The organism is Fulvivirga ligni (assembly GCF_021389935.1).
In the GTDB taxonomy this organism is placed as follows: domain Bacteria; phylum Bacteroidota; class Bacteroidia; order Cytophagales; family Cyclobacteriaceae; genus Fulvivirga; species Fulvivirga ligni.
On the sequence record NZ_CP089979.1, the window covers coordinates 5,279,743 to 5,296,377 of the forward strand.

Annotated in this window: 16 protein-coding genes and 2 riboswitches; of the genes, 3 read left to right on the plus strand and 13 right to left on the minus strand. The window is 42.5% G+C overall.

From position 1 onward, the window contains the following. Window positions 1-139 precede the first annotated feature (139 nt). Both LVD16_RS22280 and LVD16_RS22285 read right to left on the minus strand, forming a co-directional pair. Window positions 140-598, minus strand: coding sequence for a hypothetical protein (locus tag LVD16_RS22280; protein ID WP_233770504.1), 459 nt, complete (start codon window positions 596-598; stop codon window positions 140-142). Window positions 599-883: 285 nt separating this feature from the next. Next, complete coding sequence (locus LVD16_RS22285; RefSeq protein ID WP_233770505.1) at window positions 884-1,945, minus strand: NADH:flavin oxidoreductase; 1,062 nt, start codon at window positions 1,943-1,945, stop codon at window positions 884-886. 119 nt (window positions 1,946-2,064) lie between these two features. Between LVD16_RS22285 and LVD16_RS22290 the strand changes: the two genes are divergently transcribed. Beyond that, window positions 2,065-2,394, plus strand: coding sequence for a winged helix-turn-helix transcriptional regulator (locus LVD16_RS22290; protein WP_233770506.1), 330 nt, complete (start codon window positions 2,065-2,067; stop codon window positions 2,392-2,394). On the opposite strand, the gene moeB is transcribed toward LVD16_RS22290, so the two are convergent. The 11 genes from moeB to LVD16_RS22345 form a co-directional block, all read right to left on the minus strand. Further along, window positions 2,391-3,449 (minus strand): molybdopterin-synthase adenylyltransferase MoeB, encoded by a 1,059-nt coding sequence (gene moeB / locus LVD16_RS22295; protein ID WP_233770507.1) that lies wholly within the window; start codon window positions 3,447-3,449, stop codon window positions 2,391-2,393. The genes LVD16_RS22290 and moeB overlap by 4 nt on opposite strands. Beyond that, window positions 3,421-4,560 (minus strand): 2-iminoacetate synthase ThiH, encoded by a 1,140-nt coding sequence (thiH, locus tag LVD16_RS22300; protein WP_233770508.1) that lies wholly within the window; start codon window positions 4,558-4,560, stop codon window positions 3,421-3,423. Before thiH ends, moeB begins: the two co-directional genes overlap by 29 nt. Beyond that, entirely contained in the window at window positions 4,553-5,317 is a 765-nt protein-coding gene (locus LVD16_RS22305; protein WP_233770509.1) for a thiazole synthase, read from the minus strand. Before LVD16_RS22305 ends, thiH begins: the two co-directional genes overlap by 8 nt. Further along, window positions 5,292-5,939, minus strand: a complete 648-nt coding sequence (locus LVD16_RS22310) for a thiamine phosphate synthase (protein ID WP_233770510.1) — start codon at window positions 5,937-5,939, stop codon at window positions 5,292-5,294. The genes LVD16_RS22305 and LVD16_RS22310 overlap by 26 nt, the downstream gene beginning before the upstream one ends. Continuing rightward, window positions 5,936-6,679 carry a hydroxymethylpyrimidine/phosphomethylpyrimidine kinase gene (locus LVD16_RS22315; RefSeq protein WP_233770511.1) on the minus strand — a complete coding sequence of 248 codons (744 nt, stop codon included), beginning with the start codon at window positions 6,677-6,679 and terminating at the stop codon, window positions 5,936-5,938. The genes LVD16_RS22310 and LVD16_RS22315 overlap by 4 nt, the downstream gene beginning before the upstream one ends. Beyond that, the gene (locus tag LVD16_RS22320) at window positions 6,672-7,250 is read right to left on the minus strand and encodes a thiamine phosphate synthase (RefSeq protein WP_233770512.1); all 579 of its coding nucleotides are present in this window, start codon (window positions 7,248-7,250) and stop codon (window positions 6,672-6,674) included. Before LVD16_RS22320 ends, LVD16_RS22315 begins: the two co-directional genes overlap by 8 nt. A gap of 2 nt (window positions 7,251-7,252) precedes the next feature. Then, a complete protein-coding gene (gene thiC, locus LVD16_RS22325; protein WP_233770513.1) occupies window positions 7,253-9,124 on the minus strand; it encodes a phosphomethylpyrimidine synthase ThiC in 1,872 nt (623 codons plus the stop codon). Between the two features lie 12 nt (window positions 9,125-9,136). Next, on the minus strand, window positions 9,137-9,343 hold the full coding sequence (gene thiS, locus LVD16_RS22330) for a sulfur carrier protein ThiS (protein WP_233770514.1): 207 nt from the start codon (window positions 9,341-9,343) through the stop codon (window positions 9,137-9,139). Between the two features lie 79 nt (window positions 9,344-9,422). Further along, a riboswitch (TPP riboswitch) is annotated at window positions 9,423-9,513 on the minus strand. An 88-nt stretch (window positions 9,514-9,601) separates the two neighbouring features. After that, window positions 9,602-9,844, minus strand: a complete 243-nt coding sequence (locus LVD16_RS22335; protein ID WP_233770515.1) for a cysteine-rich CWC family protein — start codon at window positions 9,842-9,844, stop codon at window positions 9,602-9,604. A 9-nt stretch (window positions 9,845-9,853) separates the two neighbouring features. After that, window positions 9,854-12,172 (minus strand): 5-methyltetrahydropteroyltriglutamate--homocysteine S-methyltransferase, encoded by a 2,319-nt coding sequence (metE, locus tag LVD16_RS22340; RefSeq protein ID WP_233770516.1) that lies wholly within the window; start codon window positions 12,170-12,172, stop codon window positions 9,854-9,856. 176 nt (window positions 12,173-12,348) lie between these two features. Next, window positions 12,349-12,537: riboswitch (cobalamin riboswitch) on the minus strand. Window positions 12,538-12,602: 65 nt separating this feature from the next. Next, the gene (locus LVD16_RS22345) at window positions 12,603-14,372 is read right to left on the minus strand and encodes a mechanosensitive ion channel family protein (RefSeq protein ID WP_233770517.1); all 1,770 of its coding nucleotides are present in this window, start codon (window positions 14,370-14,372) and stop codon (window positions 12,603-12,605) included. Window positions 14,373-14,506: 134 nt separating this feature from the next. On the opposite strand from LVD16_RS22345, the gene LVD16_RS22350 reads away from it, so the two are divergent. Together LVD16_RS22350 and LVD16_RS22355 are read left to right on the plus strand one after the other, a co-directional pair. Next, a complete protein-coding gene (locus tag LVD16_RS22350; RefSeq protein WP_233770518.1) occupies window positions 14,507-15,802 on the plus strand; it encodes an LVIVD repeat-containing protein in 1,296 nt (431 codons plus the stop codon). Beyond that, entirely contained in the window at window positions 15,802-16,554 is a 753-nt protein-coding gene (locus tag LVD16_RS22355) for a hypothetical protein (RefSeq protein ID WP_233770519.1), read from the plus strand. Before LVD16_RS22350 ends, LVD16_RS22355 begins: the two co-directional genes overlap by 1 nt. Window positions 16,555-16,635 lie beyond the last annotated feature (81 nt).

Consider the following 16,635-nt stretch of genomic DNA (forward strand, 5'->3'; position numbering starts at 1 on the left):
CGGGGCCAAAACGTTGTATTTTGTTTTTAATTTATTCATTCTTAAAAGCCAAATCAACGATTTGGCGGTTTTATTAAATAGCATTGAACTTTCGTAAACCATCGAACGCCCTATCTGCTATATACAGTGTTAGCATCTTTTATTTTTTTACCAGCACTTTCGAAATGTTCTTTCGGTCATACCAATGTTGAAAAACAGTTATTGTATCAATTGGTGATTCGTTTGCATAATAGCTTAGGACACTAGTTAGATATATTTTGTCAGTTGTTAAGCTGTCAATTCGCGAGTTTTGAAGTCGAGTTGATGTTTGATTTTTGCCCTCAACTCGAATCAAATATTGCTCATTAAACCAATTATTAAATCCATTATCTTTCCTATGTTCATAGAATTTCATCTTTTGACCTTTCACATTGATTTCAATCGTATCAATAGCTCTTCCACCAAATGATTCTTCCCCAAAATCAACGTGACAATATTTTCCAATTAACGAACTATCAAGATTAGTCGGCTCGTAATATCTGATATTCGAACCATCTTGTGCCATTATACACGTCAAAAAAAATGCTGCAATTACTGTTAATCCTAATTTTCTTTTCATCCGATTCTAATTGATGCTAACATCCGTATAAGGGAAACAATACATTCCCTTATTTTTATTATGGTGATCAATCTAAAGGATTTCTGATTAATTTCATAGAGGTGTTAGCTATATGTGTATATATCTCCGTGGTCTTGGTTGAGCTATGTCCCAGAAGTAATCCTTTCAGAATTGGATGTGACAACATTTACCCTAATCTAACAAACCTCCAACACTTCTTATCATCCGAAAAAACACAAAAAAAGCCCTTAGAAATCTGAGGGCTCTACCTTCAAACTATCAAAATTAATAGTAAGTGGCGAGGCTATTTGGTGAGAATTCTTGTAGCTCTTCCAGCTTGCCTTGCTTTACCTTTTTTACCCATTCATAATCTTGAAGTACCGCACGGCCTACTGCCACCAGATCAAAGTCTCCTCTTTCCAGTCTGCGGGTAAGCTCGTCCAGATTATTGTTTTTCTCCGCTCCTTTTCCCGCAAAGCTGCCCAGAAAATCACCACTCAGGCCTACACTGCCCACGGTAATGGTGGGCTGGCCGGTGATTTTTTTAGCCCAGCCGGCAAAGTTAAGGTCAGAACCTTCAAACTCCGGCTCCCAAAATCTTCTTTGCGAGCAATGGAAGATATCTACCCCTGCGTCAGCCAGCGGTTGTAGCCACTGCTCTAGTTTTTCCGGCGTAGGTGCTATACGCGCCTTGTAATCTTGCTGCTTCCATTGAGAGAGCCTGAGTATAATTACAAAGTCATCCCCTACCGCTTTGCGCATGGCCTTGATCACCTCCACAGCAAACTTGTTTCTCTCGCTAATGGTTTTACCTCCATACTGATCCGTCCGTTGGTTGGTCTGTTCCCAGAAAAATTGATCTATAATATAACCATGGGCACCATGAATCTCCAGGCAGTCGAAGCCCAGTTGTTTAGCGGCGGCAGCGGACTCAGCAAATTTCTGAATAGCATCAGCCACGTCAGCCTCGCTCATGGTCTCTGGCCCTTCCATAGGGTCCGGCATGGTCACGCCAGGATAAGAGGTGTTACCCACATGCCAGATCTGAGGTGCTATCTTACCATGGTTAGCATGCACGTCTTTCACCACCTTTTCCCAGGCAGGCAAGGCATCTCCATAGAAATTAGGGATATCCGGGTGGTTTTTGGAAGATGGCCTGTCGATTACAGTTCCTTCCGTAAGGATAAGGCCTACCTCAGAGGCCGCTCTCCTGGCATAATAATCAGCCACCTCAGCAGTAGGTATTCCTTTCGGTGAACGGGTGCGGGTCATAGGTGCCATCACAAATCTATTTTCTAAAGTCAGCCCCTTATAACTAAACGGCTGAAATAATGATTCTAAACTCATATTCTTCTATATAATTTTCAACAAACATAAGCTTAGTTACGAAAGGTTACTATTGATAGTTTAGTTTTGTAACTAATATTAAAAAATAGTGGTAACTTCGAGGTAACTAACGCATGATAATGACCAGAAAGAAACTAGAAGGCTGTAATTGTGGACTCTCCGATGCCATGAATTCGTTAGGCACCAAATGGAAGCCCATCATCATCTGTGCTATTGGCAAGAAAAAGATGCGCTTCGGTAGTATTGCTGCCATTATTCACATTATTTCCAGAAAAGTGCTTACTGATCAGCTAAAAGAGTTGGTCACTGATGACATTCTGATCCGTGAGGAATTTAAAGAAACTCCTCCTCGAGTGGAGTATAGTCTCTCCGCAAAAGGCCTGGAGCTTTTACCTATTTTCAGGCAACTGGAAGAATGGGAAATCAGACATAGCCACGCTACCGATTAATCCCAGGCGTTTAATCCACCCTTCAGACTATACACCGTATCATAACCATGATCAATCAATACCTGTGCAGCCTGCAGGCTGCGCATACCAGATTGACACAAAGTAACTACCGCTTTATCTTTGGGAACTTGAGCTAATGACTCTTGAAGAGCTCCCAAAGGAATCAACAACCCACCAATATTAAACGCTTCCGTCTCATGTGGCTCACGTACATCCAGAAGTGTAATATCATCATTAGCCAGCTTGCTTTTTAACTGTTCTGATGAAATCTCTTTCACCGTAGCAATACCACAAAATAAGTCATAGTCAGAAAGCGCTGTAATGTGTTTATTTTCGGGGTTAAGCTTCACCTTCAAAGTATACTGACTATTCTGTAACGTATTGATTATGAACAGACTACCAGCTCTCACATCACCCAGTCCGGAAACCATCTTAATTACCTCCATAGCCTGATAAGTACCTATCAGCCCTGGTAAGACACCGATAACGCCAGCCTCCGCACAAGAAGCTACTGTGCCCGGCAGCGGCGGCTCAGGAAATAAGCATCTATAGGTGGGACCATCTTTGTAATTAAATACACTAACCTGCCCTTCAAACTTAGAAATGGCGCCATAGACAAATGGCTTATCTAACATCACGCAAGCATCGTTAATCAGGTATCTGGTTTGAAAATTATCGGTACCATCTACCACCACATCATACTTTTCGATGATTTCCAAGGCATTTTGGTTAGTCAAAGCTTTGGTGTGGACTTCAAAATCTATAAAAGGATTGGCCGCCTTCAATCTTTTGGCTGCCTGCTGTGCTTTCGGCTGGCCAATGTCCTCATGGGTGTAAAGCACTTGCCTATGCAGATTAGTCACATCTACGGTGTCAGCATCCATAATACCAATGAGCCCTACTCCTGCCCCAGCCAGGTACATCAGCACCGGACAGCCCAAGCCGCCGGCTCCTACCACCAGCACCTTAGCCTGCTTCAGCAGCTGTTGTTTAGGCTCACCAAATTCTGATAAGATCAGCTGCCGGCTATATTGCTTCCGTTCTAATTTCTCCATGTTCTAATGCTACGTCCCAATCTTTCCAGACCGGCTCATATCCTTTTGACTTTATTAATGCTACAATTTCTGAAGGAGATCGTTCATCAGAAATCTCAAACTGCTCTAGCGACTCAGGAGCTGTGGCGTATCCGCCAGGGTTAGTCTTCGATCCGGCACTCATAGAGGTAATGCCCAGCTGAAAAACATGATCCCTAAAGCTGGTCTTCTCTCGCGTAGAAAGTGAAAGCTCTACATCAGGATTTAACAGCCTATAAGCGGTTATCTGTTGCACCAGCTGCCGGTCAGTCATCTCCACCTTAGGATCCAGTCCGCCACTAAAAGGCCTCAAACGGGGAAAAGAAATACTATATTTCGTTCTCCAATACGTCTGCTCCAGATATTTTAAGTGCAAAGCCACATAAAAGCTGTCCACCCTCCAGTCTTCCAAACCAATCAGCACTCCGAGTCCCATTTTATGAACTCCGGCCCTGCCTAACCGGTCTGGTGTTTCTAATCTATAGAAAAAATTAGACTTTTTCCCTTTCGGGTGATGCCGTGCATAATCTTTTTGATGGTATGTCTCCTGATAGACCAAGACTGCATGCAAACCTAACGGAATGAGCTGCCGGTATTCATCTTCATCCAGCGGCTGCACCTCCATGCTGATATGGGCAAAATCTGACCGAATTTGTCGAAGCACTTTTTTAAAGTATTCCAGCCCCACTGTTTTATTAGCTTCACCTGTAACTAACAAAATATGTTTGAAGCCCATGCTTTGCAAGGCTGCCACTTCCCTATCTATTTCATTAGGGTTCAGGGTTTTACGAGGTAATTTATTACCTAAGCTAAAACCACAATAGGTGCATATATTTTGGCATTCGTTAGACAAATACATGGGCGCAAAAAGCTGTATATTATTCCCAAATCTTTGTAAAGTGAGCGCCTTACTTTGCCTGGCCATATCTTCCAAATAGGCATCTGCTGCCGGAGAGATCAGCGCCTTAAAATCTTCCAGATTTCGATGAGTTTTCACTAACGCTCTTTCCACATCAGCCGGTTGCTTGGTGTAGATATCATGCTTGATCTGATTCCAATCGTACTTGAGAAAAGTGTCTTTAAAACTAGGCATCTACAAATGAGGTTAATGGACTACTGGCGCTGGCCGCATGGCTTACCGCACCTAATTTAGATTCAAAGGCCATTCTTCCTGCCTCCACTGCGAGTTTGAAAGCCAGAGCCATATTCACAGGGTCTTGAGCTACCGCTATGGCTGTGTTTACCAGCACCGCATCGGCACCCATTTCCATGGCCGCGGCAGCGTGCGAAGGTGCTCCTATGCCCGCATCTACCACCACCGGCACCTGACTCTGCTCAATAATAATCTCCAGGAAATCAGCAGTTTTCAAGCCCTTATTACTTCCTATAGGTGCACCCAGAGGCATTACGCAAGCCACACCTACTTCTTCCAGCCGCTTGCATAACACAGGATCAGCATGGATATATGGCATTACAATGAACCCTTTTTTCACCAATTCTTCTGCTGCCTTTAAGGTCTCCACCGGATCGGGCAGCAGGTATTTCGGGTCTGGGTGAATTTCCAGTTTGAGCCAATTGGTCTGTAAAGCCTCCCGAGCTAACTCTGCGGCAAACACTGCTTCCGAAGCCGTTCTTACTCCGGACGTATTGGGTAAAAGCCCTACCTCGCCCACCGCTTCTAACATACTATCGTTCTGCGATTGCATGTCCACCCGCTTTAAAGCTACCGTAACTAACTCTGTTCCAGAAGCCTGAATGGAATCACGCATTAATTTTGCACTGCTGAACTTACCAGACCCTAATATGAGCCTGGAGTGAAACGTTCTATCTGCTATTTGTAAATTCTCCATGTAATACTTTGTTTAATTGATCCACCACAGCACGAGCATCTACGGCATAATTTATGGCTGAAGCCATTGCCACACCGTGAACTCCCGCTGCTCTTAAACCTGTAATATCCTCCCAATCAAGACCGCCAATGGCTATGATAGGAATTTCTCTGCCTACTAGACGCATCCGTTTAATGATACTTTCATAGCCCTCCAAGCCAAGAATTGGGCTCAGCTTCTTTTTGGTGGAAGTGAACCTGAAAGGCCCCAGGCCGACATAATTCACTCCTTTATTGATCAGCTCTAAAAGCTGGTCAGAAGTGTTGCAGGTACCACCGATAATGAAATCATCACCCAATAACTTTCTGGCATCTTGTACATCCATATCCTGCTGCCCCAGATGTACACCATCGGCATTCACTTGTTTGGCAATTTCAGGATGATCATTGATAATTAACCGGGCATCATAATCATTACAAATGTCTCGGGCCTGCTGAGCTTGTTTTAGAATAGCCTCGACAGACTGATCTTTGATGCGGAGCTGTACCCATTTCACGCCTGCCTGGCAAGCCAACTGCACCATTTCAGCATGAGTCTCTCCGTTGGGGCCTTCCTGAGAAATGTAATGTAAACGGTCTATCATAATAAATGGTGCTGCCCTAAAGCAGTGTTTGATTGTTTCAATAATTCAAATACATATAATTTTGCTTGTCGGAAGGCCCCTTCCAAGGTTTGATCCTTGGCCAATCCGGCGGCCAGTGCAGAGGAAAACACGCAACCACTGCCGTGAATGGATTTACCTGCTAACCGCTCGCTTTGGAGGTAAAACGGAGCATTGTCTTTTCTTAAAAGCACATCTTCCGACAATATTCCATCAGCATGACCTCCTTTGAGAATGACTGCCACATCTGCATCAAGCCTTTCTAATGACTTAACATTCAGCATTTTGCTCAAAAATTCCGCTTCTTCCTGATTAGGAGTGATTACATCGACCATAGCCATTACCTCCACAAGCAACGGCCTTGACCAGGCATCATGAAAGGTATAACCCGCCGAAGCCTTTATCACTGGATCCCAAACCACCTGAGCCGTTGGAAACTTGGATTTAACAAATGCGAGCAATTTTTGCAAAACCTCCAAGTTCTCTACCAACCCAATTTTCACAGCCTCCACCTGATAGTTGCTCAATGGCCTGAGTTGGTCCAAAATGTTACCCAGACTCATCCATTGAAGTCCCAAACACTCACTTTCATTTTGGTAAGTAATAGCCGTACATACGCCAAAACCATTCATTCCGAACTGATGAAAAGTTTTAACATCCGCCAGCAGGCCAGCTCCTCCACTAGGGTCTAATCCTGCTATGGTGAGCAACGACTTATCCATGGCTAATAAACTTCTCCATTGTTCTCATCCTATCCGCCATTCTATTATGACTCCAAATAGCACCCATAATGGCTACGCCTAAAAAACCGGTCATTTTTAGCTCATCCAATTTATCGGGAGTTATACCACCAAGGGCATAAAGCTGCATCTTTTGCTGCATAGAAGGCACAGCCAATTCTAATTGCTCCTTAGTAAATCCAGCATAGTGCTCGCGTTTAGAAATACTATCATAAATTGGACTCAAAAAGCCGTAATGTAACGCATGAGCGTATTCGAGTATCTCTTCTACTCTATGAAAAGATTTGGAAATCATATCACTCCAATCATGCGGCTTTTGCTGATCGCTTTTCAGGTGTAGACCCATACCGAATTTCTCAGCCAATTGAACGCTACCGTGCAATGACATTTGATTTGAAAATCTCTCAGGTATCTGTCTCAGGTAAGCTTCTAAAACGGAATCAGGCCAACCTGGCTTCCGCACATGCACCCTGACTCCCAGTTTTAATATTTCCAGCAAGGTTTCCACCTCCTGTTCACAGGTCTTTTCGCCGGTTATTACCACCAACTTCATCGCTATTGTTCCAGATAAATTTCGCCTCCTTTTTCATTGAATTCAGCGGCCTTTTCTTTCATACCTTTTTCTAATGCACTCTCATCAGTCAGATTGTTTTCTTTGGCAAAATCACGCACATCCTGAGTAATTTTCATAGAGCAGAAATTAGGCCCACACATGCTGCAGAAATGAGCAACTTTGGCTCCTTCGGCTGGTAGTGTTTCATCATGAAACTGGCTGGCCGTATCTGGATCCAGGGAAAGGTTAAACTGGTCTTCCCACCTGAATTCAAACCTGGCCTTGCTCAGGGCATTATCTCTATACTGCGCTCCCGGATGTCCTTTTGCCAAATCTGCCGCATGCGCCGCTATTTTGTAAGTGATTACACCATCTTTAACATCCTTCTTATTGGGTAAGCCCAGGTGCTCTTTGGGTGTAACATAGCAAAGCATAGCACAACCATACCAGCCAATCATGGCGGCTCCAATACCTGAAGTAATGTGATCGTAACCAGGAGCAATATCTGTTGTAAGCGGGCCTAAAGTATAAAAAGGAGCTTCATCACAGGCTTCCAGCTGCTTTTCCATATTCTCCTTGATCATGTGCATCGGCACATGACCTGGGCCTTCAATCATTACCTGTACATCATGCTTCCAGGCTATTTTGGTAAGCTCACCTAACGTTTCCAGTTCGGCAAACTGCGCCATGTCATTGGCATCAGCCAAAGAACCCGGCCTTAGACCATCTCCCAAGGAGAAAGACACATCATATGCCTTCATGATTTCACAGATCTCTTCAAAGTGAGTATATAAAAAACTCTCTTTATGATGCGCCAGGCACCACTTGGCCATGATAGAACCACCTCTGGACACAATTCCTGTCACTCTTTTGGCGGTTAGCGGCACATACTTAAGTCGTACGCCAGCGTGAATGGTGAAATAGTCCACCCCTTGCTCGGCCTGCTCTATTAAAGTATCTCTAAATATCTCCCAGGTGAGATCTTCCGCCTTACCATTCACCTTCTCCAAAGCCTGATAGATAGGAACAGTACCAATGGGCACTGGTGAATTTCTTAAGATCCATTCTCGTGTTTCATGGATATTCTTACCGGTAGAAAGGTCCATAATGGTATCGGCACCCCAGTGACAAGCCCAAACCGCCTTTTCTACTTCTTCCTCTATGCTGGAAGTGACCACGGAATTACCAATATTGGCATTGATTTTTACCAGAAAGTTTCTTCCAATGATCATAGGCTCCGCCTCTGGATGATTGATATTGGCAGGAATAATGGCCCTTCCTTTTGCCACTTCTTCACGCACAAACTCTGGCGTGATCAGTTCTTTGGGCGTATTTGCTCCAAAGCTTTCTCCCGGATGTTGTGCATTCAGGTGATTCCACTGCTCAATACGCTGATTTTCCCTGATAGCTATATACTCCATCTCCGGCGTGATGATGCCTTGCCTGGCATAGTGAAGCTGAGTAACATTTTCACCTTCTCTCGCTCTCAATGGATTTTTTAGGTACGAAAATCGCAGATCATCCAGCTTACTATCATTGAGTCTCTGCTTGCCATACTCAGAAGAAATACCGCTAAGCATCTCAGTGTCAGCCCTATCTGCTATCCACTGCTCTCTGAGTTTGGGAAGCCCTTTCTTCACATCTATGTCCACTTCTGGATCAGTGTATGGTCCGCTGGTGTCATAAACCGTTACCGGAGGATTCTTCTCTACCGGTGCCTCAGGGCTAAATCTGGCCGTAGTATCGCTTAACGTGATTTCACGCATGGCCACTTGAATATCATGTAGCTTACCCGGCACATAAATTTTTCGGGATTTAGGAAAAGGATCGCGGGTTATACTCTCCGCGCCCGGAGTTTTGTCAGTTCCTCTCATAATTCTGTTTTTTTAACCGCCTTGGGTAGCGGTAATGATTAATAATTGATCATGAGACTCTACAGACTTTTCATTCCAGGCGGTCCGCGGTACCACCTGCTGATTCACAGCCACAGCTATTCCTGGCAGATTATCAATTCCTTTTAGCGCTAAAACCTGTTGAAGGGTCAAAGAATCCTGGTCTACAGAAAATTTTTCGTTGTTGATAGTGAAGTCCATAAAATCTAAGTTTAGATACATGCACTTCAGAGATGAAATAACGAGGATGAATTACCAGACAGCAATTCAATATAAGATATGATATTTCGCTACTTTTCCCTGCGCCCGCATTACCGGGATCAGGTTCGAAGGGTATTTCTCAGCCTCTATTGGCACCCCTAAAGTGATGCCTCCAAGGTAAGCAATAGATTTAGAAATAAAAAGCATCCTGAAACCAGTTGTTAGAAATACAGCTTCAGGATGCTCTAAAAAGTTGATTTATGTGCCGCCGTAGCCGTTTAATATTTTATTGATGGCCTCTTTATATTTTTTCACATTGTACTCTGACTTCAAAAGCGTCATACAACTGGCGCAGAGGCAATCTCCATATTTCTGAGCCAAATAATGGCGCTCTTCCTGGTTCAGATCCACTTTACTACATTGGCACTGAGAAACATTGCCCACCTTACACTCAAAGAGTGTTTTACATCGTGGGCAATATTTATCTTCATGTCTGGGCATTATTCCAGCTTACTCAACGCTTGCTGCTACTTTTTCGCGCATAGCCTGAGCTGCACTTACCATTTCAACTAAAGCTTTTCTGGTTTCTTCCCAGCCTCTGGTCTTTAAACCACAGTCAGGATTTACCCAAAGCTGGCCTTCTGGCAGCACATTTTTAGCTTTAATTAAAAGTTCTTCCATTTCAGACTTGTTCGGAACTCTAGGAGAATGGATGTCGTAAACTCCTGGCCCTATGTCATTTGGATAATTGAACTGAACGAAGGCGTCTAGAAGCTCCATCTGTGAGCGTGAACATTCAATAGTGATAACATCAGCATCCATATCTGCTATGCTTTCGATGATGTCATTAAATTCAGAATAGCACATGTGCGTATGAATCTGCGTTTCATCTTTCACACCGGAAGAAGATAATCGGAAGGCTTTAATGGCCCAATCCAGGTATTCTTTCCAATCAGACTCACGTAAAGGCAGCCCTTCTCTGATGGCTGGTTCATCAATTTGAATCACCTTAATGCCGGCATCTTCCAGGTCCTCCACCTCATCTCTGATTGCCAGCGCTATTTGATTACAGGTAACAGATCTGGGCTGATCGTTTCTTACGAAACTCCATTGCAAAATAGTCACAGGACCAGTAAGCATTCCTTTCACTAACTTATCTGTCAGTTCCTGAGCGTAGGTACTCCATTTTACAGTCATCGCTTCCGGCCTGCTGACATCTCCATAAATAATTGGCGGCTTCACACAGCGACTACCGTAGCTTTGTACCCATCCATTTTGAGTAAACACAAAGCCCTGAAGTTGTTCTCCAAAGTACTCTACCATATCGTTCCGCTCAAATTCACCATGAACGAGAACGTCTAAGCCAATATTTTCCTGCCATTCTATAGCTCTGGAAGTTTCCTCTGCTAAAAGCTCATTATATTCCTTTTCTGAAATAGAACCTTTTTTAAACTGTGAACGCCAGCTTCTTACTTCTTTAGTTTGGGGAAAAGATCCGATGGTAGTAGTAGGATACAGCGGCAAGTTAAGTACCTGCTGTTGAGCCACTTTACGAGCCTCGAATTTACTACCTCTACGGGCATCCGATTCTATAATATTCGATACTCTTTTCTTGACATCTGCATTATGAATTAGGCTGGAATTTTGCCTTATTTCATGCGCATGTTTATTGGCCGAAAGCTCCTCCAGGCCCGTGGTAGCATTTCCTAGAACCAGTTTTTTAAGCTGAGCTACCTCTTCTACTTTTTGTTTTGCAAATGCCAACCAGGATTTAATAATCGGGGTGAGTGTCTCTTCCTTATTCTCATGATCCAGGTCGCAAGGAGAGTGCAGCAGTGAACAGCTTGTGCCTATCATTACCTTATCCTCTCCTATTTGATTGATGGCCATTTTTATGATCTCAATACTTTCACTGAAATTATTTTTCCAAATGTTTCTACCATCTACCACTCCTAAAGAAATGGTAAGGTCTATAGGTGCTTTATGCAATACAGAGATTAATTGCTCTGGTGCTCTTACCAAATCGATATGAAGCGCTTTTACCGGCAACGACACTGCTAGGTCTACATTGCTCCTTAAGCCTTCAAAGTAAGTGGCTACCAAGGTGTTTAACTTAGGAAAGTGCTGATGGATGGCCTTGTAAACTTTTGCATAGGTTGCCTTAGCCTGCTCATCGATATCCAAAGCCAAATATGGTTCGTCAAACTGAATCCATTCGGCACCTTGCGCTACTAATTGAGTTAATAACTCCAGATAAACGGGCAATAGACTATCTATTAAATCAAGCCTGTTAAAATCCTCTCCTTTTTCTTTTCCCAATAGCAGGAAAGAAACAGGCCCTATGATCACCGGTTTGGTGATTATCCCTTCTCTTTTTGCCTCTTTAAACTCATCAATAATCTTCGAAGAAAACAGCTTAAACTTCTGATTTTTAGTGAATTCCGGAACTATGTAATGGTAATTGGTATCGAACCATTTGGTCATTTCCATGGCTGTGATATCCAGGCCATTTTTCTGGTAGCCTCTGGCCATGGCAAAGTAGAGGTCAAGTTCAGTTTTACCTTCTTTTAGAATTACGTCATGATATCTTTCAGGTATGGCATTTACCACCATGGTCATGTCTAGTACCTGATCATAGAAAGAAAAATCATTAGAAGGAATGAGGTTTATTCCAGCTGCACGCTGGAGCTCCCAATTACCTTTTCTTATACTAGCAGCCGTTTCCAGCAGCTCTTTTAAGGTAATTTTGTCGGCCCAATAATTTTCAGAGGCCTTTTTCAGTTCACGCTGGCTACCAATACGCGGGTAACCAAGAATGTGTGTTTGCATTGTGATAACTTTTAGTAAAAAATGATTTCTAAAAGTTCGTTTGCAGAATTTCGTCCTTGCTTTTAGGACTGAGGATATATGAGAAGTGAGAAGCTATAGATCATTGAAAAAGACGCACTTTGCCTGTACAATAACCATAGCATCATACCTGACATAGAGCTTCAGATCGCGAAAGCAAAGTCATAGCGGAACAGGCAGGTCTCCTGACTTATAACAGCTTTTATCGTCCTTCCCATTCTAAATTCAGAACAGTGGAACACAAGGATAAAAACCTTTAGGTTAAATACAGTTGCGCGACAGCTCTGGGTTCTCACCAGATTCCCTATTAATCCACGTTAAGTGCAACCTTTTCCGTTTGATGAAATTACGTAAAGAACTTTACTGGTGTAAATGTAAATATTTCTTTTCTAATTAGCACCTCGCTGAGTTATTACTCTTTTTCTCTCTGGCTAGAGCCTTCCGGAGGAAACTCTATGCTTCCCTTTAAAGCGTCAATGGTTTCCGGATCAAATGCAGGTATTTCCATGATCCCCTGCTTGCGCCATTCATCCACTTTGGCTTTAATTTTCTCTGCTTTTTCAGGTGAAACACCCTCATCCTTAGCCATATAGATTGTCTGTGACGGGAAGGCAAATCCAGTACCACTCTCCTCAACAATATCCATAATACGGAGCAACAAATCCTCCTTAATTCCCAGGAATTCATTGAAATCAACTGCTTTCACATAAGCAAAAATTTCAAGCGGCAATGAATCGGCTCCAAATCCGGTAAATCTGATTCTGGCAGGATCTGGCTCTACTCTGGAATGAGCGTAAAGCAATTTTCTAATTTCCACCAACAGGTATCGCATCTGATCGGGTGTAGTTTCATACCTCATAGAAAGTACAGGGTGAAACCAAAACATATCTCGCTGGGTGTAATTTTCAATTTTTAATGATGAAAACTCACCATTAGGAATAGTGACAATAGTTCTATCAAGCGTTCTGATCTTTGTAGAGCGCATGCCAATCTGCTCCACGGTACCTGTAGTATCGGACACCTTACAGAAGTCTCCTACTCTTATTGGTCTGTCCAGAACGAGGGTGACACTACCTACGAAATTTTCCACCGTTTTTTGAGCTCCCAAGGCTATGGCTATACCTCCAATGCCTAACGCTGCCAACCATGTGGTGATATCAAACCCTAAAGTACTAAGCGTGAGTATGATACCTGTAATAATTATGGCAATATAGAATGCTCTTCTTAAGAACATAATAGCACTTACCGCTGCCAGATTCCCCCTCAGACTCATTCTATCTTCACTAAAACGGGTGATAAAGTCAGCAATTCTCCATACCAATAGTAGTACCGCAGCCCAAAACACAATCACCGTAACGTAGCTAAATTGCTGTCTTACAATGACAGAAATTCCTATCATTTGAGACACCTTAAGATATAGCGCTATAGTTAAGTAAAGTCTTAAGGGCAAACTAAAAGCATCAATAATACCTTCTGTGGGGGCTGTACGTGCTTTCTTCCAAACCTTTTTCACAAAAAATACCAGCCCTTTCGATAACCAAACCGCTAAAAAGTAAGATAAGGCCACAATAAACATAATAGCCAGCCACTGACCCGCAGCGAAACCAAAGCGATTTTTATTATCAAGGAATGACGGCATGAACCTGTTGATTAAAGGATCCTTGAAGTCATCTTTTACTGAGGCAATATTTTGAAGCGTTTCTGTACTGAAGCGCCATACCGGAAATCCGTCTGAATCATTTTGTTTTCTTAATATCAGATCAAAGCTCTTCCCATTGGCACTAATGCGGCCTACACGATCCAAATCCGCCTGAAGTCCATCGTCTCTGGACCCCGATTGTTTATCGCTGATCCATGCATTAGGAAATATGGTGCCGCCTTGATCTAGCATGATAATAAGACTTTTAACCAGGTCTATCGCCTCTTCCTGATCCTCGAATCCTCCTTTCAGATCGAAGTAGCCAATGGCCCTTTTATATTTATACTGAGAAACAGCATCCATAAAGCCGTTCACCGTGCCCTGCGGAGATCTACGCCCAAGAGAATCAGCAGGTATTTCAGTGTCCTTGTTCTCATCCTGGGTATTCGCTTGTTGAAAAATCTGTGCTTGCGTGTTGAAAACACTAATCAAAAGCAGGAAGAATGATAAAATATATGTTTTGAAGGGAATTGAAGGCGCCATGGCGTGATGTTTATTATTGTGCTGCAAAACTAAACATTTACCGGGTCAAAAAAAGCATCTGAATTTAGATTCACAACAAGACCAACCAACGCTTTTGTGAATTGATGTGTCTAATAATCAAAGCCATAAATACCATGAAAAAATCTATACTGAAAACATCAAAACTTCTCACAAGCCTAATCATTCTACTAAGTGTTATAACTGCCTGTGAAGACACCTGTAAATCTAGCAGAACCTTTTATTCTTATGAACCAGTGTTCACCCCATTGGAAGATATAAGAAGCTCAGTACAGCTTACCGACCCTACCACTGTGGAGAGTGTCGGGAAGATGTATTTTAAGGACAACTATCTTTTTATCAATGAACCTGCCAAGGGCATTCACATTATAGATAATCATGATCCATCAAACCCCATTAACGTAGGCTTCATTACTGTACCAGGAGCATTTGATCTGGCGGTAAAAGGAGACATGCTGTATAGTGACAGCTACATTGACCTAGTAGTGATAGACATCAGCGACCTTGACAATATTCACGAAGTAGCAAGAAGAGAAAATGTATTTTCTAACTATAATTCCTATGGAGTTTATACTGACCCTGAACGCGGTGTAGTTACCGGGTGGGAACTGAGTGATGCTCAGACGGTAAATAGGAGTGATTGTGACGGTCAATATTATGAAACATGGGGATATGCGGACGATGGAATGGTATATGCTTTTGAAAATAGCGGTGACTACTTTTCAGCGCCACCATCAACAAATGGTATTGGCGGATCAATGGCTCGCTTTGCATTAGCTGGCAACTACCTGTATACCCTTGATAATAGCTGGATCAAAAGTATGGATGTGTCAAATCCTGCGGCACCTTCAAGCGCTACTGAAACTGAGGTAAACTGGGATATTGAAACCATTTTCCCGAAAGGTGACAAACTCTTCATTGGTTCAAGCAGCGGTATGTACATTATGGATCTTGCGCAAGACCCTGCTTCACCACAACTATTATCCAATTATGAGCACATAAGAAGTTGTGACCCTGTAGTGGTAGATGATAAGTATGCCTATGTAACATTGAGATCTGGATCAAGATGCCAGGGTTTTACCAATCAATTGGAAGTAATTGATATAGCGGACCTTTCTAATCCTAAACTATTGAAAACATACGAACTGACTAATCCTCACGGACTGGGTAAAGATGGTAATGTGTTATTCATTTGTGACGGCAATGATGGACTAAAAATCTTCAACGCTGAAGATCCTCTTACTATTGGTTCTAATATGATAGAACATTATAAAGATATTCAGGCGTTTGACATTATTCCATTCAATAATGTAGCGATGATGATCGGTGAAGACGGCCTTTATCAATATGATTACTCTAACATGGATGACATCAAATTTTTAAGCAAAATTCAAATCAAAGCCTCTAATTAATGAGATTCTTTTTATTCGTAGCACTGTTAATGGCAACTACTGCCACTTTCGCTCAGAAAGACAAAGTTTATATTAAAAACAATGGTGTTCTCAAAGGTAGAATTAACCAGATTGACCAAAAGGTTCATCTTATGGTTGAGAGTGAAGAAATAGTCCTACCAAAGAACAGCATTGAATATATAAGCTATTGTAATTCCACAAAAAAAGCTTTCGGAGCATTACTGGACACTTTGAAATGGGATAATAAAAATTACCGAAAAATTATTCCCTCTATTCAAATATCGGGCGCTTTAGATGACAACTCTGATAACAGGTATTCATCGGGCTATTCATTATCAGCTATTACAGTTTATCAGTTTAAACCATGGGCTCAGGTGGGATTAGATATGGGTTACACTAACTTCATAGATTTTGAAGTAGCCTCATTATCACTATACTACAAGGCCGCTTTAAAAAGTTATCATAACTGCCCGTTTATCTACGGATCTATTGGTGAAAGTAAAGCGTGGAAGAAACCGGGAGCTAATTTTAACTCCATAAAAGGTAAAATGGTGATGGAAGTAGGCGCTGGATTACAGTGGAAAGCAGAAAACTTTCTCATCTTATTATCAGCTGGGTGGAAACATCAGAGTGTAGACCAAATCTCTGAATACGGATATTTTTATGATGGCGGCGGCAACACTAGCGAAAAGCAAGACATGGGCATAAACATGTTCTCTGTAAATCTGGGCTTAGCGCTAACTTCGTACTAAAGCCGGAATATAAATTTAAAGAAAGGCAGAAGAGGCAGCCTCAAGAGTAACTAATTTATCTAAATGCTACTTTTGAGACTG

Bases quoted from the DNA above. Each gene is read 5' to 3' on its own strand.
- LVD16_RS22350 (WP_233770518.1), top strand. From the start codon at position 14,507: ATGAAAAAATCTATACTGAAAACATCAAAACTTCTCACAAGCCTAATC.
- LVD16_RS22355 (WP_233770519.1), top strand. From the start codon at position 15,802: ATGAGATTCTTTTTATTCGTAGCACTGTTAATGGCAACTACTGCCACT.
- LVD16_RS22290 (WP_233770506.1), top strand. From the start codon at position 2,065: ATGACCAGAAAGAAACTAGAAGGCTGTAATTGTGGACTCTCCGATGCC.
- thiH (WP_233770508.1), bottom strand. From the start codon at position 4,560: ATGCCTAGTTTTAAAGACACTTTTCTCAAGTACGATTGGAATCAGATC.
- thiS (WP_233770514.1), bottom strand. From the start codon at position 9,343: ATGGACTTCACTATCAACAACGAAAAATTTTCTGTAGACCAGGATTCT.
- LVD16_RS22285 (WP_233770505.1), bottom strand. From the start codon at position 1,945: ATGAGTTTAGAATCATTATTTCAGCCGTTTAGTTATAAGGGGCTGACT.
- LVD16_RS22310 (WP_233770510.1), bottom strand. From the start codon at position 5,939: ATGATAGACCGTTTACATTACATTTCTCAGGAAGGCCCCAACGGAGAG.
- LVD16_RS22345 (WP_233770517.1), bottom strand. From the start codon at position 14,372: ATGGCGCCTTCAATTCCCTTCAAAACATATATTTTATCATTCTTCCTG.
- LVD16_RS22315 (WP_233770511.1), bottom strand. From the start codon at position 6,679: ATGGATAAGTCGTTGCTCACCATAGCAGGATTAGACCCTAGTGGAGGA.
- LVD16_RS22305 (WP_233770509.1), bottom strand. From the start codon at position 5,317: ATGGAGAATTTACAAATAGCAGATAGAACGTTTCACTCCAGGCTCATA.
- thiC (WP_233770513.1), bottom strand. From the start codon at position 9,124: ATGAGAGGAACTGACAAAACTCCGGGCGCGGAGAGTATAACCCGCGAT.
- LVD16_RS22335 (WP_233770515.1), bottom strand. From the start codon at position 9,844: ATGCCCAGACATGAAGATAAATATTGCCCACGATGTAAAACACTCTTT.
- LVD16_RS22280 (WP_233770504.1), bottom strand. From the start codon at position 598: ATGAAAAGAAAATTAGGATTAACAGTAATTGCAGCATTTTTTTTGACG.
- LVD16_RS22320 (WP_233770512.1), bottom strand. From the start codon at position 7,250: ATGAAGTTGGTGGTAATAACCGGCGAAAAGACCTGTGAACAGGAGGTG.
- metE (WP_233770516.1), bottom strand. From the start codon at position 12,172: ATGCAAACACACATTCTTGGTTACCCGCGTATTGGTAGCCAGCGTGAA.
- moeB (WP_233770507.1), bottom strand. From the start codon at position 3,449: ATGGAGAAATTAGAACGGAAGCAATATAGCCGGCAGCTGATCTTATCA.